Raw genomic sequence first — 23,983 nt, forward strand, 5'->3', positions numbered from 1 at the left:
TCTATTTAGATATATCTTTTGCACTTTTTGCAAGCTCTGCCCATGCAGAGTTTGGATCAAGCTTTATAACCTCATCATAAGCTTTATTAGCTTCTTCATCACGCCACAGTTTTGTATATACGCTTCCAAGCAAATACTTTTGTCTAACTCTGTCTTTTGGTTTTAATTCTATATTTTCCAAAGATTTTATAACCTCTAGTGCTTTATTGTATTCTTCAATATCTATATATGCTTCATAGATGCTAAACTCAACGTATGGTGACTGAGAGTATGACTTTGAACTGTTTTGCAAATTCATAATATCTTTTGCATATTTTATAACGATAGTGTTATCTTTTTTATCTACACCTATTCCCATAACAGCTATATATCTTTCGATATCCTTATAGTTAAGCCCATACAGCTTTTCTAAATCTGCTATAGCCTTTAACATATTATCATTCTGTTCAAGCCTTTGGTATGTATCAAAAATTATTCTATATATATCTAAATACTCAGATTCTTTATTAAAATTAACCAAAGATATCAACTCTTTTGATGCCTGAAGTACATCACTATAATTCCCTGTGGCAAAATCAAGTTTTATATGTCTGTATAACCATTTTTTTCTATGGTTTATATTTTTTGAATTTAGATTTTTAGTAGATGTTTTTCTGGCTAAGGTATAATCTGAACCTTGCATAGCACACTCATATATACCGTCATCCCATTCATCAGATAAGACAATTTTGTATTTATTTGACGTAACCAAGACTTCGTTACATTCTCTTTTTTCTAAAGATTGTTTCATAAAACCAACAGCTGCATCCTGAAGTATTTGATTTATATCTGTATATATAGTATTATCGAGTTTTAAAAGCTTATCCTCCATATCCAGGGCATCTTTATAGAGTTGATTTTTATTTAACTCTTTTGCTTTTTCGTATATAGCCCTGTCTCCAATGCTATCACCCTTGTAAAGTTCCATTAGTTCATCATATCTAGCAAGTTTTTTACTTATATTATCATCATTGATACTCTCATCAAAAAACAAACCGTCTTTTGCAACTTGCACTTCATCAAGATATAAACCGTACTCATACAGCTTCAAATATTTTTTAAGAGGTTCTAATGCTTCAATTTTATTTTCACTTTTACTCAGCCAAACACCTTGACTTCTTAGTAGCCATTCGGCATCATCATCATCTTTACCTTGCCCGTTTAACAATGCTCCTGCAATATCAGCCGCGCTTTTATATTCTTTCTCTTCTAAAAACTGCTCCATTAAATCTCTGGATGCATTATAATGTTCTTTGAAAAAAGACGGTTTTGCCTTTAAAATTTTAGATATATACTCATTGGCTTTTTCTTTTTTAAATAGATTTAAGTTATATTTTGCCAAATTAAAAGCAGCATTAACTGCTACATCTATATCATTTGTTTCATTTAGTGCTCTTTCGTAGTAAACTACTGCTTTAGAAACTGCACCTTCATCTTCAAGCATATCTCCTTTATACAACAAACCCCATTTTGAATATACACTGTTAGGATGCTCATCAAATAACCTGTCAAAAAAATAATCGGCATTTGTCCCCTGCCCTAGGTTTGCATATGCTTTTGCAGTTAAAGATAAAACCTCGGCTATATTGTCATTTGATGAATATTCTCTTAAAAATACTTTTGATAACTTTAATATACCCTCATTTCTATCCATTTTGTCAAAAACTTTTATTTTATAAAATAATATTTCGGGTTTAAAAAGTGTATTTGGATATTCTATTAAGATATCTTCTATTTTATCGAGTGCTCTCTCATAATCTTTTTTTGCATATAGATTTTTTATTTTTATAAACTCTTTTATATCTTCTACCTGCTTTACTTTAACAGGCTTACCTTCCACATCAAGACCACCTACATAAGGCAGTGTATCTGTATCCATTATAAAAGGAAAGTTTATTGCTTTTTCATTGTACTTTTCATCTTTTATAAAAGGGATTTGTTCATCATACCCTATTAGCATCCAATGTTTTGAGAGCTTTATTTCAGATGAATATACACTCTTATCCTTGGTTAAATCAAAAACTACAGGTACTAATTTCATTTTTTTAAACGGTTTTATTATAAGAAAAAATGTTTTATTTTTTATTTTGGTATCTACAATAAAAAAATCGTTTTGAATTTTTTTTATATCTTGGCTTGGTTCTTTTGAAAATGCACAGATAACTTTACTGGTAGCTTCAAAATCGTCTAATTCTTTTTGACAAAGAAACTTATCCGTATCTCTAATATGTAAAGTTGAATATTTTTGATGGTTTTCCTTAGCACCGTTTATAGAAATTTCCAGTGCCAAGGAGTTAGAAAATAGAGTCAAAAGGAGTAAAAGAAATACTTTTAACAACTATACTCCTTTTATATAATATTAATACCCGCTATTATATACAAAAGATGTAACGAATTCTAATATTGGGTTTATTGCGATAAAAGCAAATATAGTTCCTACAGCGGCAAAACCGATTATTGTTTTAAGCGATGTAGATGCATTTGCTACATAAATTTTACCGCTACTGCTTATACTTTGAGCTGAAGGCTCTTTCATAAACATATATACTATCAGTTTCAAGTAGTAATAACCCGCAATAGCAGAGTTAAGCGCCATTACTAAAGCTAAAACTTTATAGTCGGCATTTACGGCAGAACTTATCATATACATTTTACCCCAAAACAGTGCAAAAGGAGGCAGACCTGCTAAACTTAACATAAACAGTGCCATAATCGAAGCTGCCACCGGTGAAGTTTTTATCATTCCCGAAAACTTTTCAAACGTATGGTCTGAACTTTGGTATGAAGGTAGATTTTTCTGGCGCGAAATCCAAAGCATTGAGAATGAACCAAGGTTTGTAAAACTAAATAAAATCCAGTAAAGAAATAGTGCCGAATTTGCCTGCGTCGTTCCAATTAAGATAGCAGCCATTACAAAACCTGCATGTGATATCGATGAATATGCAAGCATACGTTTAACATCGTCTTGAACAAGAGCCCAGATATTTGCAGCCGTCATAGTTACTACAACAACGATATAAAGAACAACTTCCAACCAAACTATTCCACTGTGAATTAAAAATTCAAATATACGCATAGCTACAACGAATCCAGCTATTTTTGGAACTATTGACATATAACCCGCTAATGCCGCAGAACTTCCTTCATATACGTCAGGTGTCCAAGTATGAAAAGGAACCATTGAAAGTTTAAATCCAAACGATGCAAGGATAAATGCTACACCTACAAGCACATAACCTATATCGGCATAATTATTTGCATTTAATACAGCAGCAATTTGATTTATTTCTACACTTCCCGTAAGTGCATAAAATACCATAGCACCAAAAGAGAAGAAACCTGCCGCTAATGCACCCATAGTAAAGTACTTAACCGCAGCTTCAAAGCTTTTATCACGGTTATGCATAGCTATCATAGTATATAATGCGAGTGAAGCTGTTTCAAGTCCAACAAAAACTAAGATTAAGTTATCTGTTGCAACCATGAACTGGAATCCGCCAATCATAAATAAAAACAGTGCAAAAAATTCAGGGTATGAAAATTCATGGAAACGTTTTGGCGTTAACGCTAGAGCAATAAACAGAAGTGATGCTCCAACGATTATAAACTGAGAAATAATCGCTAAACCGTCTATCAACATAACGTCAAACACACCCATCATAGTTCCCGCTTCTGAGAACACCGATGCACTATCGAGCAATAGTCCAAAGTCAATTATTAAAAATAAGAAACTAAGCATTACATATAAACTCTTATCAAGTCCGCCTTTAAAAAGATCTACTATTAAAATTAAAAGAGCACCAACAATTGGAGTTAGCATAGGTGCTAGTGTAACTAGATTCAATGATTCCATTGATACGTTTACCGGTGACATTAGTGTACCTCCTTAGCTGTAGTTTCTGTAATCTCAACACCTTTAACCAAATTAGGTATACGAGATTTTGCTTCCTCTGAAATAGCTTTATCGTGCATTAACTGAACAACAGACTCAACAGAGTTATTGATAGGTTCTAAAACAGGTTTAGGATATACACCTAACCAAACAGTTAGGATAGTTAATGGAATAAGAGCTACCAATTCTCTTTTGTTTACATCAGGAAGATTTTTATTTTCTTCTTTAGTAACTTCTCCAAAGAACATCTTCTTATAAGCTGCCAACATATAGATAGCACCAACGATAATTGCAGTACCTGCTAGTAAAGTTAAAATATGAGATTGTTTATAAAACCCTAATAAACTTAAGAATTCACCTACGAAGTTGATAGTTAAAGGTAAACCGACTGAAGCCATTAACATGATTCCAAAAATTGTAGCGTATCTTGGCATAACAGATGCAAGTCCACCAAACTCACTCATTAGTTTTGTATGACGTCTGTCATAGATAACACCTACAAGTAAGAACAATGCACCAGATACGACACCGTGAGCAATCATTAAAAAGATTGAGCCCGAAATACCCTCTACATTTAACGCAAATGTACCAAGTATAATAACACCCATGTGCGAAATAGATGAGTATGCAACAACTTGTTTAACATCTTTTTGTGCATAAGCAACCATAGCAGTGTATATAATCATAATTATAGATATAACTGCTATCGGGAACATAAATGCTACAGAAGCATCCGGAAACAGTGGAAGTGAAAAACGGATAAACGCATATGTACCCATTTTAAGTAAAATCGCCGCCAGTATTACCGAACCGATAGTCGGTGCTTGACCGTGAGCGTACGGTAACCAAGTATGGAACGGAAACATTGGAACCTTGATAGCAAACCCAAGAAAAAATGCCACAAATAACCACATTTGGAATGACTCAGGTAAAATAAGTCTATACCATTCTAAGATTGCAAAACTCCATGCACCGGTAGCCTGGTAGTAAAAATATGCCATGAAAAGAATACCGACTAGCATTACAAGTGAACCTGCAAACGTATATAAAAAGAACTTAACAGATGCATATATACGAAGAGGACCACCCCATGCACCGATTATATATAGCATCGGTACAAGTGAAAGTTCCCAGAAAATGTAAAACACTATAGCATCTAAAGCAGCAAAAACACCAACCATAGTCATTTGTAAAAATAGTAATGTAATTATTAGGTTTTTCTCATCTTTAGTGTCACTAAGAGAAGCTATACCTATCATAGTAAAAAATGAAGCCAAAATGATAATGAAAAGTGAAATACCGTCAATACCTAATATATAGTTAATTCCAAATGCAGGCACTAATGCAACTTGTTCCATAAACTGCATACCGGATACACTTGAATCAAATGAATACCATAATAATAATGAGAGTGCAAATTCTATAGCTGCAACCGCCGTACCGTATGCACGTACACTATCTTTTTGTATTGCAAAACCAAAGATAGCAGCTACTGCCGGAAAGAAAATTAAAATCGATAAGATATGATCTAACATCTATTAAACTCCTAAACCTGATAAGATATTGTTTATCTCACCAGAATATCTTGCTGCTAGTCCAAAAACAACAGCTAATGACAGTAAACCTATAAGACCGGCTACCATCCATTTAAGCATAGTAGATAAGTTTCCACTTTGCATCCCTCTTGTATTCTCCCCTGTTGAGTAAAGTATTTTAGCAACACCGTCAACTGTAGCATCTACAACTTTCATATCAATTTTTTCCCAGAAAAGAGTTGATAATTCTCTATATGGTTTTACAAAATATTCTTGATAAAAATATGGAATATAGTATTGGTTTTTTAATAATTTATAGCAAAATCTATTTTCCATTTTACTTGTACCGTCGGGTACTTTGATATCTTTTGACATATATTTTTTATATGCAAATGCGATTGAGAGGATTACAAACAGTTGAGTACCTATAGTCATAATCCAATAAGTTGTAGCCGAGTGAACATGATACTCGGTATCCGGTAATATAGCCGTTACCATATCAAAATACGTACCTTTAAATAAGAAACCTGCAATAATTGCTAAGATTAAAAGCGGGCTCATAGCAACTAACATAAACTTATAAGCTTCATGAGGATGGATACCAAACTCTAAGTGACGCTCTTCACCGTGGAAGATAAGTGCAATAATTCTAAATGAATAAAATGCAGTTAAACCCGCAGTGATTAGTAGTACACTATAGATGATAAAGTGATGATCGACAAATGCAACCTCTAAGATTAAATCTTTTGAGAAGAAACCAGCTAACGGGAAGATACCTGCTAGTGCAACTGAAGCTAATGTCATCATAATCATAGTAGCTTTCATAGTCTTGCCAAGTCCACCCATTTTAAACGGATCTAACTCATCATGCATTGCGTGCATAACGTTACCTGCACCTAAGAATAATAAAGCTTTAAAAAATGCGTGAGCCATTAAGTGGAAAAGTGCAACCCAGTAAGCACCAAGACCTGCTGCTGCAAACATATAACCTAGTTGTGAAAGAGTTGAGTATGCGATAACACGCTTGATATCACGATTAACAAGTGCCATTGTAGCTGCAAAGATAGCAACAAAAGCACCAAGACTTGCGATAAATAGACCAACGTTAGGGATAAGTGCATATAACTCGTTTGAGCGAACTACTAAGTAAACACCTGCCGTTACCATTGTCGCAGCGTGGATAAGAGCCGATACAGGGGTAGGACCTTCCATCGCATCTGCAAGCCAAGTATGTAGTGGAAACTGCGCAGATTTACCCATAGCACCTACAAATAAGAAAATACCAATCCAAGTAAGTGTCATAGTGTCAAGTCCAGGCATCGCAGCAAAAGCTTCTGCATACTGAAGAGTTCCCGTATTCCAATATACTAAGAAGATACCTATAAGCATACCAAGGTCAGCGATACGGTTCATAATAAACGCTTCGTTTGCCGCCCAAGTTGCACTCTCTTTTTTATACCAAAAACCTATAAGACCCCATGAACAAAGACCAACACCTTCCCAACCGATGAAAAGACCTGCGAAGTTATCACTCATAACAAGTACCATCATAGAAAAAACGAATGCCGATAACCATGCAAAGAAACGGTTAAAACCTTTATCGTGATCCATATATCCGATAGCATATACGTGAACTACAGTTGAAACAACAGTTACAACCATCATCATAGTAACAGATACTTGGTCAACTACAAATCCAAAAGGGATATATAAGTCACCCGTAGCCATCCACGTCATCATCTCTACATGAAGTGTATGCCCTGTTGTTAAAACCAATACTAAAAGTATAGTTGAACTAAGAAGTGATACACCAAGCAATATACTTGGAACTACACCCGCTATCAGAGTCTTTGGACGTGAGCCGAAAAGTGCTGCAAATAAAGAACCGACTAGTGGTGAAAACAGTGCAGTATATAAAAATAATTCCATTAGTTTATCCTTTCATTCTTGTCATAAAATCAAGGTCAATGTTGTTGTAGCGTTTATGCCAAACAATCAATAAACCAAGTCCAACAGCAACTTCACTAGCTGCAATAGCAATTACGAAAAATGCAAACATTTGACCCGTAAGGTCACCGTAATAATGTGATATTGCCGCAAAAGAGATATTTACAGAATTTAGTAAAATCTCAGTAGCGAAAAACAGCATTAAAAGATTCTTTCTCTTCATTACGCCAACAAGTCCTATAGCAAAAAGGATTGTCGATAATACAAGATAGTGATTTAATCCAATTTCTATCATTTAAGGTCCTTTGGTTTCATTTTCTCGGCACGCATATCTTTGATCTCTTCTTCAGTCATAAGAGTTAATGATTCGTCCATTTTCTTACCTGCTAATACAATACCTGCAATCATAGCTACTAAAAGCATTACGGCAGCTACTTCAAAAGGTACTAGATATTTTGTAAATAAAACCATACCGACTTCTTGTGTATTACCTTCTGTCCCTGCCGGATAAAGTGCCGTAATATTATCACTGATAATTGGAGCTGCAAATATTAAAACGGCTAAAACAGCACTGATAGTAGCTAAACCTACTACAAGATACTGATTACCCTTTTTCTCTTTAACTTCTCTTGTCGTATCAAAAAACATCATCCCAAAAGCATATAGAGCCATAACAGCACCAGAGTAAACTACTATCTGAACTGCACCTAAAAAGTCAGCACCTAATATAAAGAAAAATGCCGAAATAAAAATCATCCCTGCCGCTAACGCCGTTAGAGCGTATAACGCTTGTGATGTCGTTACAGTAATGTAGAACATCGCAATAGTTAAAAAAGCAAACAGATAAAAAGCAATAGCTTCAAACATACCCATACTCCTTAATATGCTAGAGGTGTTTTTTTAACACGCTCATCTTCATGTGGTGTAATAGCACCAAAACCTTCAAACTCTTCTTGAGTTCCAGCCTTCATCTTATCAAGCGGTGTTAACATATCTTCATATAAAACAAAATGTTCACGTTGTTCAGATGCATTTTCATATTCACCACCGTGTGTAATCGCAAGTTCCGGACAAACTTCGGCACAATATCCACAGAAAATACAACGACCAAGGTTAATGCTGTATTCAGTTACCTCTTTACGAGAGTTTTCATCAATTTTAGTTTCCATTCTAATACAATTAGAGATACAGATTTTTTCACAAAGACCACAACCTATACATCTCTCAGTATCACTCTCCCATAATCTTTTCATCTTATGAACGGCACGGTATCTAGGACCTATCGGCATCTTCTCTTCAGGATACTGTACGGTGTGAATGTTAAATCTTAACATCTCACGCATAACTACCCAGAGACCTACAAAAAGCTCACCTCTAAATGTTCTTTGCATAACACGCTTAAACTTACCCCAAGGTGTAGTAGGGTAATCAGCGATATCTACCATAAAGTAGCCGTTATCGCTTACGTTTCTATTATTAAATTGTTCTTCAATTTTCATCAATTACCCCTTTACATCATTACTAAACCGGTGATAACTATGTTTACCACCGCTATAGGCATTAAGACTTTCCAACACAACCACATAAGTTGGTCTGGTCTGATATCCGGCCAAGCTGCTCTTGTCCATAGGAAAAAGAAGAAGAAAAATGCCATTTTTCCAAGTAATGCCAGTGCACCCATAACGCTTCCGTCTCCAAAACCACCTAAGAAAATAAGCGGGATAACAAAAGAGATAAAGAACATATTTGCATACTCACCGATAAAGAACAGACCCCATCTCATACCTGAATACTCAGTACCAAAACCATCAATAATTTCGTGATCGTTTGCAATTAAGTGAAATGGTGTACGACCTGTTTCAGCAAATGCCGCTATCCAGAAAAGAATAAACGCAACAGGTTGTGACCAAATTATCCAACCGTGTTCAGCTTGATAGTTATTAAAGTCAATTAAAGATAAAGAACCAACCATCATAATAGGAGCTAAGATAGAAAGACCCGTAACAACCTCATATGAGATAAATACCGCAGCACCGCGGGCAGCCGAGATAAGTGAGAATTTATTTGCCGATGCCATACCACCAAGAAGCGGACCATATAAACCTACACCCATTACACCTAAGATATAAAGAATACCGATATTTATATCAGATACTATTGGATTTACTTTATATCCAAAAAGCTCAAATGAAGGTAAAAACGGAATCGCAGCCGAAGCCATAAAAGCAGTAGCAGCCGTAATAACAGGTGCTAATTTAAAAATACGTCCAACTACGTTTGTAGGGATAATATCTTCTTTTGTAAATAATTTCACACCATCCGCAGCAACCTGCAACAATCCAAACGGACCGACATACATTGGTCCTAAACGACGTTGCATAAATGCAAGTACTTTTCTTTCAAAGTATGTACCTAAACCTGCTAAAGCAGAAAATACAAGTAAAATCACAACTATTTTAATAATAGTTTCTATTAAATATGCTGTTTCCATATACTACACCTTTTCTATCGAAGCTAAACTAAAGCGGTAACCGCTAAATAAAGCCTCTGAATTTAGATTTGAATCAAAAGTCGGTAACAACACTATGTCACCACTTATTTTATTATCACTTACAACGTTTGCAATTAGCTCACCATTGTCAGTTTTAACTCTAACACTATCACCCTCATTAAAGTCAGACGAGTTTAGATAATCTTCACTCATGTATATTCCGCTTACTTCGTCAACGTTTGTACATTTATAAGTAAAGTCCGTAAATTGTCTAACAGGATTAGCTAGATAAATTAAACTACCTTCCAACTTATCATTAGAGAACTCTGAAACTTTTTGGTTTGTACTTTTCTTAACTTTTACATTTTCAAGCAGATATCCGCGATGCTCCGTTCCGTCATTATCATAATGATTTGGCAATTCATCAAAGTGTACAGCTTTAAATCCTGCTTCAACAGGAAGCATCTGTGTATAGTCGATTGTTAAATCCGCTTTTAAACCTAATTCGTTAGCTATATCGTTTAATACATATCCGTTATACGGTAGTGCGGCATTTGTCGGATTAACCCTTTTGTTAATTGAAGTTAAAGTACCCTCTTGCTGATTAATAGCCGGCATATCCAAGTCACCGTTACCAAGAGCAGATAAAGTAAAGTCTGCTTTTACGTTATATCCAACAGTGTAGCCCGTAGCTTCATCATCAAGCTCACAAATTAAACTTACACCTAAAGTATTTGTCAGACTAGGAATCATAGTAATTTTAAAATCTGTACATTTTTCTATTAATGCAAGTAAACGCGCACAATTTTTAGAATTTGGATGGTTGTATAAATCAGGTCCAGCAATTAAAGCAAAAGTATCTTTTTTATTAAGGTTTTTATTTAAGTCATCCATAAAGCCATCAGCTAGACCTAAAATATCTAAAAGAGCGTTATCATCGACAACCACCTCTTTCTCAATTTTTTTAGGTACCATTTTTGATTTTTCTACTTCAACTTCTTCCTCTTCGCCCGTCTCTTCATTAACTTTTGTTTCCGTAACCATCTCAACTATTTTTTCTTTAATAACTTCAGATACCGTTACCGTTTTTTCAGAGTGAAAAGAACTTAAATATTCAACGATATCAGATGGTAATTTTTCTTTATCTGCAAACAAGTCAAGTATTAAATATAGTGCAACCTCTTCTTGAAGCGGAGCATGTTCTACAGTCATTATAGATTTTCCAAGTCCTTCAATTACAGGGTCTTTTACAGGATGAAAATAAAGTCCTGCACCTTTATTTACAGTCATAGAGTTGTTAAGTGCATATCTGGCATTTGGGTTATCACTCTTAATTGCAGTACCTATTGATACTACAAAGTTAGAATTATGAGTAGCTTTTAAATCATTTGAATAAAGCCTAGTTCCACTTACTTCACTATAATTGTTCAAGAATGTTTGGAAAGACTTTGCTTCTTTATTAACAAGCTTAGCTCCCGTTTTTTCTTTGATTTTTTGTAATATCAATGCTTCTTCGTTTGTAATAGTCGAAGTAAACTCTATAGATTCAGCCTTGTTGAAAGCTTCAACAGCAGCTTTAAATGCAGCTTCATCTTTACCTTCAACTCTGTTTTCGTAGTCAAATGCATATCTACCTGCACCACAAAGTGATACATAGTTCCATTCATTCATAACACGATATATTTTTTTAGTATTATCAGCTATATTTGTGTGTTTAACATCGTAAGATATTTGACAACCGGCAGAACAGTGACCACAAGTTGCCGGGATTTGCTCTAATTCCCATGCGTTTGATTTGTATATAAAGTGGGTATCTACAAGTGCTCCAACAGGACATACAGCGGCACACTCACCACAGCTAGTACAATCAAGCATCTCTTCACCGCTTGTTAAACCGATAAGAGATTTATTAAGCTTGTTCCACATAGCATATGCATCTTTTGGCATACTCTCTTTGTACTCAGCTTCAAGAGCATCACCACCACGAGGTACAGTCTTAAGCGAGTTGTCACCAATCATATCTTTACATACGGTCGTACATCTCTCACATACTATACATAAACCCGGGTTATAGTGTATATGTCCCCAGTCAATATCGCTTCTATCTACATCTTTAACTGCATAGCTCTGAGAATCAACTCCCATCTCTAAAGTATAATTTTGAAGTTCACACTCACCGGATTGATCACACACACCACATTGAAGCGGATGATTTACATCATACACCTCCATAATAGCACGGCGTTCTTTTTCTATGTTTTCAGTTGATGTCGTGATATTCATACCGTCTTTACTTTTGGCATTACAAGCATACACTTGCTTACCGTCAGCCTCAACTAAACATATCCTACATGCAAGAGTCGGACTACATCTTGTTAAATAACAAATTGCAGGTATAAATATATCATTTGCGCGCGCTGCATTTAATATAAATTCACCCTCTGTAGTCTGTACCTCTTGGTTATTTATCGTTATTGTAATATTGCTACTCATTTATAACCTCTAATTTGACTTGTGTGTATCTGTAAGATGCTGATTTTGCATCGACATCAAAAGTTGGATTGTATGCTACTGTACCTTTCATACGTCTGTCCACCTTAAAATGACGAGTAAACTCAACGCCATCTACACTAAACCTTACATTATCTCCCGATTTGATTTTAGCCGCAATCGCAAACTGCTCCGAACCTATTAAATCCGGCTTGTCTTTTAACTGTTTACAGTCTTTTGTGAACACGTTAAAATGACTAAGCGGATTTCTAGAATAAACCACGCTTCCGTTATACTCCGCAAGGTCATCAACCTCTTGAAGTTTTGGTCTTTTTCTATTTTTAACAGGTTCAATTCTATAACCGCGGTGAGCATTACCGACATTGTCATAGTAGTTGTCTAAATCATCAAAGTCAATCTCTTTAAATCCAAGTTTAGATGTATATTCAATAACATTCTCAGCTTTTAGACCTAAAGCATTTGCTATGTCGTTTAACTCGTAACCTTCATAATCAGCTGCTGCATTTAGTACAACCAAGTCTTTGTCTATATTTACAAAAGTACCCTCTTGTTGATTAAGTGCAGGCATATCTAAATCGCCTTCACTCTTAGCACTTAGAGTATAATCGGCTTTTACGTTGTAACCGATGCTAAGCCCTTCTTGTGCTTTATCTAAATCACAAATCATACTTACGCCAAGAGTATTTGTAAGGGTCGGGATAATTAAAACTTTAAATATCTCATTTTTTTGTAAGTATCCTGCAATTGCCGCTATATTAGCCGAACGAGGATGATTTATAACATCTTCTCCTAATACAAGTACCGGTTTTTTTACTCTTGCATATTTTAGTTTTAGTACATCTAATTCTTCTTCAGATATGTTACTTTCACCGCTTAAATAACCTAAATCAAGTGAATCAAAAAATTCTTCTTGGCTAGACTTATCTTCTACTAACATATCTGCAAGCATAGCTAAAGCCGCTTCTTCACTACCGACTTCATTTTTAATGTACTGACTTATTACATTTGCAATCGGCGTCTCTTCAATCGGGTGAATCGTACTTACATATGCTTTATTGTATTTTACGGCTTGACTCATAGCAAACTTAACCATAGGGTTGTCGCTTTGAATAGAACAACCTACACTTACAATAAAGTCACTACCGCTTACATCTTTTAGAGTTGCATTATATTGGGATATATTTGCAGTCGATGAAAAACTTTCCATAAACTCCTGGAATTTTTTTGCTTCGTCGTTAACAAGATTAAATCCAAATTTTTTCTTTAACTCGTTTAACAAATATGCTTCTTCATTTGTAATATTAGAAGTAAATATTACGTTTTTGGCAATTTTAAAATTTTCAACTGCATCTGCAAAAGAATCTTCATCTTTATTTAAAACTCTATTTTCAAAATCAAATCCAAATCTACCGCCACCGCAAAGACTTGAAAATTCAAACTCGTTTGTAACTCTTCTAACCGTACCTTCTTTTACTTCATAGTTAAGTGAACATGCACTTGAACAATGTGAACATGAAGACGGAACTTGTTTTAACTCCCATGCATTTGATGAATACTTAAACTCCGTAGATGCCATCGCTCCAACAGGACATACGGATATACACTCACCACACTGAATACAGTTAGCAAGATTAATATCTATATGAGATTTGTAACCGCCCGGCTTAATAAACAATGCTTCATTTCCAACAGTTTCGTTACATACGACCGTACACTTTTCGCAAAGAATACAAAGAGCAGGGTCATAAGTATGAACACCCCACTTTTTCTTTTTACGAGATTGATCGCGAACGGCAAAGTTTTGTTCTGCTACACCAAACTCTAAAGTTTTATTTTGTAGTTCACATTCACCTGACTTGTCACAAACACCGCACTGAAGAGGATGATTTACATTATACATCTTCATAATGTTTTGACGCTCTTTATAGAGTGCATCCGAGTCGGTTCTTACTTCAATACCTTCTACGGGAGGAGTATTACAAGATAGTACAAAACCCTCTTGACCTTCCACTTCAACGCTACACATACGACAAGATGCACTAGGTGTAGCTTTTGGAAGATAACACATAGTCGGTATATATATACCGTTTGCACGTGCAACTTCTAAAATAGTCTCACCCTTGTTAGCGCTAAATTCAGTTCCATTAATTTTAAACTTAATCATAACGCCTCCTTACTTTGCCACCATAGCGATATAGTAACAACGCATACAACGCTCACTTTCGCTAATAGCCTGTTCTTGTGTAAAACCAAAATTAACTTCTTGGTTATTGTATTTACGGATATTTACATCTAGTACTTCAGATTTTTGACGAGGAACTCCTGCTAACCAGCCGGTAATTTTCTCTTTTTTATCATAAACCTTCATTTTTCTTAGATGATCTTCCATAATCTCTTCATCAGTTAATGTGACTTCACCACCGTTTTGAACGTAACGACTTATTACAGATGCTGCACGTTTTGCCTGACCTACCGCATTAACAATAGTCATAGGACCGTACTCACAGTCACCTGCCGCAAAAATACCTTTGCGAGAAGTCATATAATCTTTACCGTTTGTTTTTAGAGTAGCCCAAGATGTCATCTCTAAATCCCACTCTTCAGGTAAGTGAGAAAATTCTGCACTTTGTGATACCGCAGGAATTAGATAATCAACCTCTATAGTCTCCGTAGCACCCTCAATTTTAACAAGTTGAGGACGTCCACCGTCTGGATCTGGTACTAATTCAAACTTATCTACATCAAGTGATTTTAGAACATCGTTTTCATCATTCATTCTTGCAACTGCAGAGTGGAAGATAAACTCAACACCCTCTTCAACTGCTTCGTGGTACTCTTCGTAGGTAGTGTTACGGATAATTGTTTTTTCATCACGACGATAAAGCATGATAACACGCTTAGCACCCGCACGGATAGAACAACGAACAACGTCCATAGATGTAAATCCACCACCGACACAAGCGACCACTTTGCCGGTTAAATCAACATGATCGCTCGGAAGCATCTGCTGTTCTTGTATCTCTTTTGGAGTAGTGATATCAAATTTTTCATACAGATTTATCCAATCAAGAAAATCTATCGCACCCCAGTAACCTTTTATCTCCGTACGTTCATTATCACAACGAACTTTTTTAGAAAGTCTTGTTCCTGAAGCAATCATAGTAGCATCGTAATCGCTCTCAAACTGACGCATCTCATCAGCCGTAACTTTGTGGTTTAATATAAAATTAACACCTAAGTCTTTTACGGCTTCGATATCTTTTTCATATTTAGCCCACGGCATACGATATTCAGGTACACCTACGGTAACTTCACCGCCAAGAACAGGTAATGCTTCATAAACATCTACATCTATACCGTCAAGTGCAAGATAATATGCAGCTGCCAGACCTGCAGGACCTGCGCCGATAATTGCTACTTTTTTACCAACAGGTGCTTTTTTCTTACCCTTACCAGGATGATAAAAACCTAAACCGTGATCAGTCTCATAGTCGGCACCGAGACGTTTTAGCTCCATAATAGAGATAGGAGAATCCAAGTTGGTTCTTCTACACTCATCTTCACACGGGTGTGGACATACACGACCACAAGTATGTGCAAGAGGCATAGTTTGTCTTGTTGCACGTAGTGAATCGTCTAGTCTTAAATCTCTAACACCTTCTATATATGCAGGTATATCAACGTGTGCCGGACACGCGTCCATACAAGGTGCCGTAATTTTAGCTATATAATCCACATCCTCATTATAATGTTTTGATGGCTTTTGCTCATTTATGCACTCTAAGAAAGTATCTTCAAATTGTGTCATCAAATCAAGTAACGGATTTGGCACTGTTTTACCAATCTCACACTTAGATGTAAGTTGCATAGATTTACAAACCTCTTTTAGGTGATTCATATCATCTATGCTACCCTCACCGCGAGCAATTTTATCTAATAAGTCGTATAAAATACGTCCACCCCAACGTCCGGGTGCACATCTTCCACACGCTTCAGAATACTCTTGATATTGGTGAGCGTATTCAGTTGCAAGTTTTACAACATCTACATCTTTGTCAAATAGAGCTACACCATCCCAACCTATAAACGCTTTAGAAGAAGAATGCTCATCATATTGTGCCGGTAAGTCATAAGCTGATTCTTTCCAATCCGCTTCATCTTTACCGACATTGTTGATTTGCTCTTCGCGCCATGTTGAGAAATAAACTTTACTCAAAACTAACCCTTAACCTTTTTTAGCAACGATAGTCCAGTCAACTTCGTTGAATTTTAGTGAATTAAGAAGTTCATATCCACACTCTTTTACTAAGTCTGCTGAATTTTGGATAGGTGTAAAATCACCTATCTCAAATAAAAATATAGCGACTTCACCTTGCTTATGCTCATCAAGAATTTCTCTCATACGAGGTTCATAATTATCTTTTAAATGTCTAAGGTCATATCTTTTCATTATCTATCTACCTCACCAAATACGATATTTGTAGTACCGATAATCGATACAACATCCGGAATATAGTGACCAGGTAACAGGTCAGTTAAAATTCCTGTATGCCAGAATGACGGCGCACGAAGTTTAAGTCTGTACGGATATGCTCCACCTTGAGAGTTGATAAAGAAACCAAGCTCACCTTTAGGTGATTCAGTCGGAACATAAACTTCACCTACAGGCGGGCGCATACCTTGAGTAACAAGTACAAAGTGTTGCATTAACGAGTAGTTTTGAGTCATAATGTCTAACTTTGGAGCCGATACATACTGAGGTGCATGAGCCATTAACTCAGTTTGATTGTTTTTCACACACTCTTGATACATATCTATTGTTTGGTAAAGTATCTTCGCAGATTGTCTCATCTCTTCCATATAGATGCGGTAACGTGCGAAGTTATCACCTTTATCAGAATAAGGAACTTCAAACTCTACTTCATCATAAAGCTCATACGGCTCTTCTTTACGAATATCCCAAGCTACACCGCTAGCTCTTAGCATCGGACCTGTACAACCCCATGATAAAGCCATATCGGTAGGTATCGTTCCAACTTCTTCCATTCTCATCAACCAGATACGGTTAGTATCAAGTAAATCTTCATAATCTTTAATATTCTCAGGCAATTTATCTAAGAAAGTTTTTAGCTGAGCAATAAAAGTGTCTTGAATATCTAAAGGCACACCACCGATACGGATAGCTGCATGAGTTAAACGTGCACCACAGTAGCCTTCCATAATATCCATTAAGTATTCACGCTCACGGAAAGCAAATAAGAATACAGTCATAGCACCGATATCAAGCGCAGTCGTAGCTAACCAGAAAAGGTGGCTCATTAAACGGTTTATCTCTAAGATCATCATACGGATAACTTTAGCACGGCGAGGTACTTCAAGTCCTACTAATTTTTCAACCGCTAATGCAAAACCGTAGTTGTTTGATGAAGAAGCGATATAGTCCATACGGTCCGTTGTCGGCATAAATTCATTATAAATCATGTTTTCAGCCATCTTCTCCATACCACGGTGAAGATATCCGACATCAGGATGCGCTTTTACGATTTGCTCTTGTTGAAGATGAAGCATTAAACGTAACTGTCCGTGAGCAGAAGGGTGTTGAGGACCGAAGTTTAATATAAGTTCATTATCTTCTCTGTCAAAAGTAATATTTTCAAAAAACGGCGTTAATCTATTTGTTTGTTGTGCCATATTTTACCACCTATCTTTGCGGGTCATCAATAACTTTTGATGACTCTTTATCTAATTTTTTAATCATAAACACACCGCCTTCTTCTTGGTAGGATTGTGCTTTATCTTTATTTTCTTCTTTATCAGGGTCCATACCTTTTGGCACTTCATGACCAAGACGAGCAAAACGCTCTGAATCGTATCTGTCAACTTGAGCAGTATCACGAAGTTCAGGTCCGATAATGTCGCGTGCTTCTTTTCCGTAGATTTTATCAACTTCATACCAAGCTGCAAACTCATCACCTTGAAGCGGATAAGTTTTTAGAAGTGGATGTCCTTGCCAGTCGTACGGCATTAAGATACGTTTCATAAACTCATGTCCATTTGCTTCGATACCGAACATATCATACATTTCACGTTCACTCCAATCGGCACAGCGGAAAAGTTTTGATATTGAATCAACTGCCTGACCTTTTTTAATGGAGTATTTTATACGGATGCGTTTACGCTTAGACATACTTAGCATCTGATAAAAGATCTCAAATTCATTACGCTGTGCTAAAAAGTCTATAGCACTCATTTCTGAAAGCTGAGTATATTCCAATTCATCTCTCATAAATTCCAATAGGGCATAAATATCAGATGGATTAATCCACACAGTCATCTGCTCGACTTGAATAAACGCTTCTAAAACTTCAAATTTTGATTTGATTGCACTTAAATCTTTTGCAAAAACTGCATCGCTCTCTACATCAAACTTTGCTACTTGAGGAGCTTTCCAGTATCTGTCTGTGTAGTACGGTTTTTTCTGTACGTTATCTTTTGGTTTATATGCTCTCATTACATTAACCTTTTAGCTTTTTGTGCGCGACCCGCTTTATTTGCACGAATTTTCTTTTGAAGTAACATTACACCGTATTGAAGTGTCTCCGGACGTGGAGCACAACCAGGAAGGTATAAATCAACAGGGATAATTCTATCCGCACCCTGAACCGTTGCATATGTGTTGAACATACCGCCCGTATTTGCACATGAACCCATAGATATTACCCATCTTGGCTCAGTCATTTGGTCATAAAGTCTTTTAATAAATTCAGCGTGTTTTTTTGTAAGAGTTCCTGCGACTATCATAACATCAGCCTGACGTGGAGATGCTCTAAAAATAGTACCGAAACGGTCAAAGTCGTATCTTGAAGCACCGGATGCCATCATCTCGATACCACAACAAGCTAGACCATATGTAAGTGCCCACAATGAGTTTGAACGTCCCCAGTTTACGATCTTATCTATAGACGTAAGTGCTACGGGTAAACCGCCGTCTTGTGTATAATTTATTTTATGTTGTGCCATTCAAGCGCTCCTTTTTTCCATGCATAAACGAAACCGATTGCCAATAGTCCGATAAACATTAACATCTCGGCTAAACCAAACCAACCTAAAGCCTTATAGTCAACTGCCCACGGAAACATGAAGATAATCTCCACATCAAAAAGTAAAAACAGTAGTGCAAAAAGGTAAAACTGAGGTGATACTCTGTTTGGTTGCTTTGTTACTTCCGGTCCACATTCGTAAACTGAAAGTTTAATTTTTTCACTATCTTTTGCCGCCAACGCACGAGATGCGAGTCTTGCAATTATCGTAGTCCCTATAAATGCACCAAATGTGATTACAAATAGTACAAATACACCAAAATACGGATTTGCAGTAGTAATATGCTCCATCTAAGCTATCCTTATATTTGTCTTATGATTTTCTAATTTTTGCCCTTAAAATTCAAAAAGTACAACCATAGAAAAAACAGTTACTTGCACTATATCAAAAAGAGTATTAAATAAACTTGTGAAAATAAATAAGAATGAAGTTGTGTCACGATTTGCAACACTGAAAAAAATCGTTATTTACCAATATGTGTAGAAAAGTAATAGTTTCTTATCATAAATATAACAAATATGGAATTTTTGTAACTATTCTAAAAATCCCATTACTTTTTCCGAATCAAAATTTCCGGCTTTCTCTTTTTGAATTTCATCTATAAAATCTTGCATTTTAAATATAGGTTCTTCTTCAACCGCAACTTTATAAGCCGTATTTTTAACTATTAAGTTAATTTGACCGCCTGATAGTGGAAATTTTGCCAGTTTATCAATTGAAAAACCTTTCTCATATGGTGCTTTTTTAGGAAGCATCTTTTCCCAAAGTTCTTTTCTTTGGGCTTCATTTGGTTTTTTAAACTCTATCTTGTAGTTAAAACGTCTTGAAAATGCTTTGTCTATGTTTTCCAAAAGGTTAGTCGTAGCTATAAGCATCCCTCTAAAGTTTTCAATCTGTTCTAAAAATATATTTTGCATCTGATTATGCATCTGGTCTGAGCCTGTTATATTTCCGCTTGAGCGTGAACCTAAAAACTGGTCAGCCTCGTTTAAAAGCAGTATAGGTTCGGTTTTTGTTTTTTCTGTTAAATCGTAAAAGGTATCGAATATTTTACGTACATTTTTTTCACTCTCGCCGACATACATAGAAAGAATTTTTGAACAGTCAAACGCAAGTACCTGACGTTTTAGCGATTTTGCAAGTGAATATGCAGTCATAGTCTTACCTGTTCCCGCTGAACCGTAAAAAATAATACGCGCATCAATTCCGCGTTTTTTATCTTTTACACCCCATTCTATAAGACGAGAAACCACCTCTTTATCGACTTGGCGCATCAGATTATCAAGTGTAGATCTTGTATCTGTGCTAAGTACAACATCATCAAGTGTCGTTGTAGGCTCAACCAGTTCAAAAATATCCTGTTCATCTATAAGCGCATTTAGTTTTAAACGTGTAACTTTTTTGTTTTTATTTGGATGTATTATGCTTTGAAGCACCTCATCGGCTATATAAAAAGCACGGCTGATACCGCCAAAAGGGTTTAGCATCTCTTCATAGTCGATTATACCTTCACTTAAAAGGTGTGAACCTTCTTCTAAAAGTGAACGGTTTTTTATACGATCATACTCATCGATAGAGATTAAATCAATTAAAGTATTCATCTCTCTTAAAGATGCATCCGTAGCAGAGTACTCTTCACGTAAAAGGGCTATGAATATAACCTGTTCAAGCCCTTCCATCTTCTTTTGTTTAAAAAATTTATCTAGGACAAGTTTCTCTTCGGTTTGTTCAACCCTTTGCTCAATTCTTGCTTCTAAAAGTTTTAGTTTGTTTTGAACACGTTCTATTCCAAGTGAATGCTCATGCACGTTTTGGCGAATAGAACTTATTTTTTGGTACAACTCTATTCTAAAAAATTGGTCTTGAAGATATTCAAGATGGTCTATATACGGTTTGGCTTCAGGCAAATCCATCTCTGCCGTTACGTCTTGCATCAGTCTCAAAAACGAAGCAGCCAAGCCGACTGCCGTATTTAAAAGTTCAAGCGGAGTAACTTCGGCTATCTTTATGGGCGTAAAACTCTGCTGATTTAACCAACCGAGTTCAAGCAAATTTTTAATCTCTGCTAAATGAGCAAGATATTCATACTTCTCTGAACCAAAAAGTTCTTGTAAAATATCTAAAACTAAAATATCATCATTACCCTGCACATATTTTTTAGCCAAATATTGTAATATTTTTGCTTCATTCTCACTACATTTTAACTGTGCATATATTTGTGATTTTACTACATTTTTTTCATTTAAAAAATCAACTAACGTGTTCAAAAAAATCCTTAAAATTTATATCCTATACCCATAGAAACAAGAAGTACGTTGGAGTCTGCAAACTTACCGCTTAAAGTTGCATTGTTAACTGTTCTGTCTTCACGCATCGAGTATAATCCCGAAAGTCCTATATCAAGTTTATTATTCACTTCATATCTTCCACCTAAAGAGACTGATATACTATCAGAATCAGGTAACTCAAAACCAATAGTTGCATCAGGTACAGGCGTCTCATCGATAACAATACCTGCCATCAAAGTAGTTTTATCCATTTTATGTGTAACACCTAAGCGATATGCTATAGTATCTTTCCAGTTTTTACTTATTGGAGAACCAAAAATAGCACCTAAAGCGACACCTTCCGTGCCGTCATAATCAAAATCTAAACTTTTATATGCAGACCAATAGTTTTTCTCATAAACAAATTCGACCGTTGTATTTGGAGTGAAGTTATAAGCGGCCGCTAAAGATAAAGCAGCCGGTAAAGGAATAGATACACTAGCCTTTGAGTTATAAACCGAACCTCCAAGATAACTCGTTGTCAAGTTTGCATTTCCTTCAACACTCAAGTTTACTTTTGAACGGTATGTTAGACCAAGCTCCAAGTCTGTTCCCTGATAAGCCAATGCCAAGTTGTATCCTGTATCTACCGTATCACCGGTCATATCACGAGAAGCAGTACCAAGTCCACCTAAAGTAGGTATGTTCATCACACCATTACTCTTTACAACACCTTCGGCATCTACTATTCTAAAACCTGCTGCAAAACCTAAGTTTTCACTTAACTGAATTGCTATGGTTGGATTTATTTCTACAACTTCAAGGGTAAACTCTTCTGCGAAAGTTTTAGCAGGTGCTGTTTTCCATCTTTTAGAAAGTCCTCCCGGAACTGTAACACTGATACCTACTCTTGCATTATGTTCGCCGACTTTCGATGATACGTAATTAAGTGAAGGAACAAAAAAGTCTTCTTTTTCAGACTTTAAACTATAAGGTCCTGTTGAAGCTACCGTACCCGTATATTTGATTTTATCCAAGCCGATATACATTGCATCTACTTCAAGATAGTTTTGATCTTTCATAAATACCATTTTTGCAGGATTATAATATGCTGCATCTGCATTTTCATGATTATGTGCAATATTTGCAGCCCCTAGTGCCACGGCATTTGTAGATGTTTCAGGTATTTTGTAACCACCCGCCATTAACACTGAACTAGCTATTAAAGATACTAAAGCAATTTTTTTCATTTTTATTCTCCCTTTTAACTGCAAGCCCCCATAATACAAAATAATACCTTAACTTATTCCACGAAAGAATATAATAACTCAATCTCCTGTTTCCATATGTCACTATTTATTGTCTCAAGTACAAGAGGAATATCATCCATACGCTCATCATTCATTATAAACTTAAATGCATCTAGCCCTATTTCACCCTCACCTATAGAGTGGTGTCTGTCTTTTTTACTTCCAAGAGGCGGTTTAGAGTCGTTTATATGCATCCCCATTAACTTATCACTACCTACGATCCTATCAAAATCGCCCCATGTTTTATCGTATGCCGCGCGGGTTCTTATGTCGTAACCTGCAACGAACATATGACAGGTATCGATACATACACCCACACGGCTTTTATCTTCGACCTTATCTATAATGTAAGCCAGATGCTCAAATGTATAACCGAGGTTCGTACCCTGACCTGCCGTATTTTCAATAACTGCTTTTACATTTGAAGTTTTATCTAAAGCTATATTTATTGATTCTGCTATTACATCTAAACATCTGTTTTCCACATCAGCTAAAAACACCTCGTCTTTTTTCTCTTTAGCCGATAACTTTACAAGATGGCTTCCCGGATGAAAGTTAAGTCTATCAAGTCCTAAAACCTCACAACGCTGAAGCTCATCTATAAAAGCATCACGGCTTTTTTGAAGTTTTTCCTCTTCTGGATGTCCTAAGTTTATAAGATAACTGTCGTGCGGAAGTATATGCTTTGGCTGGATGCCGGATTTTTCAAGTGCTTCAAACCACATATCAAGAGTTTTTGCATCAAAAGGTTTAGCATCCCACCTTTTTTGATTTTTTGTAAAAAGTGCAAATGCCTTTGCCCCGATATCTACCGCATTATTAACCGCATTAAAAACTCCGCCGCTTGCACTTGTGTGTGCACCCACAAACTTATTATTACCCATTTAGTT

The 23,983-nt window shown here is 36.0% G+C and carries 19 protein-coding genes; all 19 read right to left on the reverse strand.

Going from position 1 to position 23,983, the window contains the following annotated elements; translation table 11 throughout:
• Position 1: 1 nt before the first annotated feature.
• The 19 genes from FJR48_RS10365 to nfo all read right to left on the reverse strand — a co-directional run bounded on the left by FJR48_RS10365 (position 2) and on the right by nfo (position 23,977).
• Positions 2-2,377, reverse strand: a complete 2,376-nt coding sequence (locus tag FJR48_RS10365) for a tetratricopeptide repeat protein (RefSeq protein ID WP_152308055.1) — start codon at positions 2,375-2,377, stop codon at positions 2-4.
• A gap of 21 nt (positions 2,378-2,398) precedes the next feature.
• Positions 2,399-3,913 (reverse strand): NADH-quinone oxidoreductase subunit NuoN, encoded by a 1,515-nt coding sequence (nuoN, locus tag FJR48_RS10370; RefSeq protein WP_152308056.1) that lies wholly within the window; start codon positions 3,911-3,913, stop codon positions 2,399-2,401.
• Positions 3,913-5,466, reverse strand: a complete 1,554-nt coding sequence (locus FJR48_RS10375; RefSeq protein WP_152308057.1) for an NADH-quinone oxidoreductase subunit M — start codon at positions 5,464-5,466, stop codon at positions 3,913-3,915. Before FJR48_RS10375 ends, nuoN begins: the two co-directional genes overlap by 1 nt.
• Before the next feature lie 3 nt (positions 5,467-5,469).
• The gene (gene nuoL / locus FJR48_RS10380) at positions 5,470-7,395 is read right to left on the reverse strand and encodes an NADH-quinone oxidoreductase subunit L (protein WP_152308058.1); all 1,926 of its coding nucleotides are present in this window, start codon (positions 7,393-7,395) and stop codon (positions 5,470-5,472) included.
• Between the two features lie 4 nt (positions 7,396-7,399).
• Positions 7,400-7,708: an NADH-quinone oxidoreductase subunit NuoK gene (gene nuoK, locus FJR48_RS10385; protein ID WP_152308059.1), complete on the reverse strand. Its 309-nt coding sequence runs from the start codon at positions 7,706-7,708 to the stop codon at positions 7,400-7,402.
• Complete coding sequence (locus FJR48_RS10390; RefSeq protein WP_152308060.1) at positions 7,705-8,280, reverse strand: NADH-quinone oxidoreductase subunit J; 576 nt, start codon at positions 8,278-8,280, stop codon at positions 7,705-7,707. Before FJR48_RS10390 ends, nuoK begins: the two co-directional genes overlap by 4 nt.
• An 11-nt stretch (positions 8,281-8,291) precedes the next feature.
• Complete coding sequence (gene nuoI, locus FJR48_RS10395; protein ID WP_152308061.1) at positions 8,292-8,912, reverse strand: NADH-quinone oxidoreductase subunit NuoI; 621 nt, start codon at positions 8,910-8,912, stop codon at positions 8,292-8,294.
• Positions 8,913-8,923: 11 nt separating this feature from the next.
• Positions 8,924-9,904: an NADH-quinone oxidoreductase subunit NuoH gene (gene nuoH, locus FJR48_RS10400; RefSeq protein ID WP_152308062.1), complete on the reverse strand. Its 981-nt coding sequence runs from the start codon at positions 9,902-9,904 to the stop codon at positions 8,924-8,926.
• Positions 9,905-9,907: 3 nt separating this feature from the next.
• Positions 9,908-12,397, reverse strand: a complete 2,490-nt coding sequence (locus tag FJR48_RS10405) for an NADH-quinone oxidoreductase subunit G (RefSeq protein ID WP_152308063.1) — start codon at positions 12,395-12,397, stop codon at positions 9,908-9,910.
• On the reverse strand, positions 12,390-14,579 hold the full coding sequence (locus FJR48_RS10410) for a 2Fe-2S iron-sulfur cluster-binding protein (protein WP_152308064.1): 2,190 nt from the start codon (positions 14,577-14,579) through the stop codon (positions 12,390-12,392). The genes FJR48_RS10405 and FJR48_RS10410 overlap by 8 nt, the downstream gene beginning before the upstream one ends.
• A 9-nt stretch (positions 14,580-14,588) precedes the next feature.
• Positions 14,589-16,631: an FAD-dependent oxidoreductase gene (locus FJR48_RS10415; RefSeq protein WP_152308065.1), complete on the reverse strand. Its 2,043-nt coding sequence runs from the start codon at positions 16,629-16,631 to the stop codon at positions 14,589-14,591.
• 9 nt (positions 16,632-16,640) lie between these two features.
• Positions 16,641-16,865: an NADH-ubiquinone oxidoreductase subunit E family protein gene (locus FJR48_RS10420; RefSeq protein ID WP_152308066.1), complete on the reverse strand. Its 225-nt coding sequence runs from the start codon at positions 16,863-16,865 to the stop codon at positions 16,641-16,643.
• On the reverse strand, positions 16,865-18,106 hold the full coding sequence (gene nuoD / locus FJR48_RS10425; protein ID WP_152308067.1) for an NADH dehydrogenase (quinone) subunit D: 1,242 nt from the start codon (positions 18,104-18,106) through the stop codon (positions 16,865-16,867). Before nuoD ends, FJR48_RS10420 begins: the two co-directional genes overlap by 1 nt.
• Positions 18,107-18,116: 10 nt before the next feature.
• Positions 18,117-18,926 carry an NADH-quinone oxidoreductase subunit C gene (locus FJR48_RS10430; RefSeq protein ID WP_152308068.1) on the reverse strand — a complete coding sequence of 270 codons (810 nt, stop codon included), beginning with the start codon at positions 18,924-18,926 and terminating at the stop codon, positions 18,117-18,119.
• Positions 18,926-19,435, reverse strand: coding sequence for a NuoB/complex I 20 kDa subunit family protein (locus FJR48_RS10435; protein WP_152308069.1), 510 nt, complete (start codon positions 19,433-19,435; stop codon positions 18,926-18,928). Before FJR48_RS10435 ends, FJR48_RS10430 begins: the two co-directional genes overlap by 1 nt.
• Complete coding sequence (locus FJR48_RS10440) at positions 19,417-19,806, reverse strand: NAD(P)H-quinone oxidoreductase subunit 3 (protein WP_152308070.1); 390 nt, start codon at positions 19,804-19,806, stop codon at positions 19,417-19,419. The genes FJR48_RS10435 and FJR48_RS10440 overlap by 19 nt, the downstream gene beginning before the upstream one ends.
• A 243-nt stretch (positions 19,807-20,049) precedes the next feature.
• Positions 20,050-21,783, reverse strand: coding sequence for an ATP-binding protein (locus FJR48_RS10445; RefSeq protein ID WP_152308071.1), 1,734 nt, complete (start codon positions 21,781-21,783; stop codon positions 20,050-20,052).
• An 8-nt stretch (positions 21,784-21,791) separates the two neighbouring features.
• On the reverse strand, positions 21,792-23,033 hold the full coding sequence (locus tag FJR48_RS10450) for an OmpP1/FadL family transporter (protein ID WP_152308072.1): 1,242 nt from the start codon (positions 23,031-23,033) through the stop codon (positions 21,792-21,794).
• Positions 23,034-23,086: 53 nt separating this feature from the next.
• Positions 23,087-23,977, reverse strand: a complete 891-nt coding sequence (nfo, locus tag FJR48_RS10455) for a deoxyribonuclease IV (protein WP_152308073.1) — start codon at positions 23,975-23,977, stop codon at positions 23,087-23,089.
• Between the last annotated feature and the right edge of the window lie 6 nt (positions 23,978-23,983).

Origin of the sequence: Sulfurimonas lithotrophica, assembly GCF_009258225.1 — a bacterium.
Classification (GTDB): Bacteria; Campylobacterota; Campylobacteria; order Campylobacterales; family Sulfurimonadaceae; genus Sulfurimonas; species Sulfurimonas lithotrophica.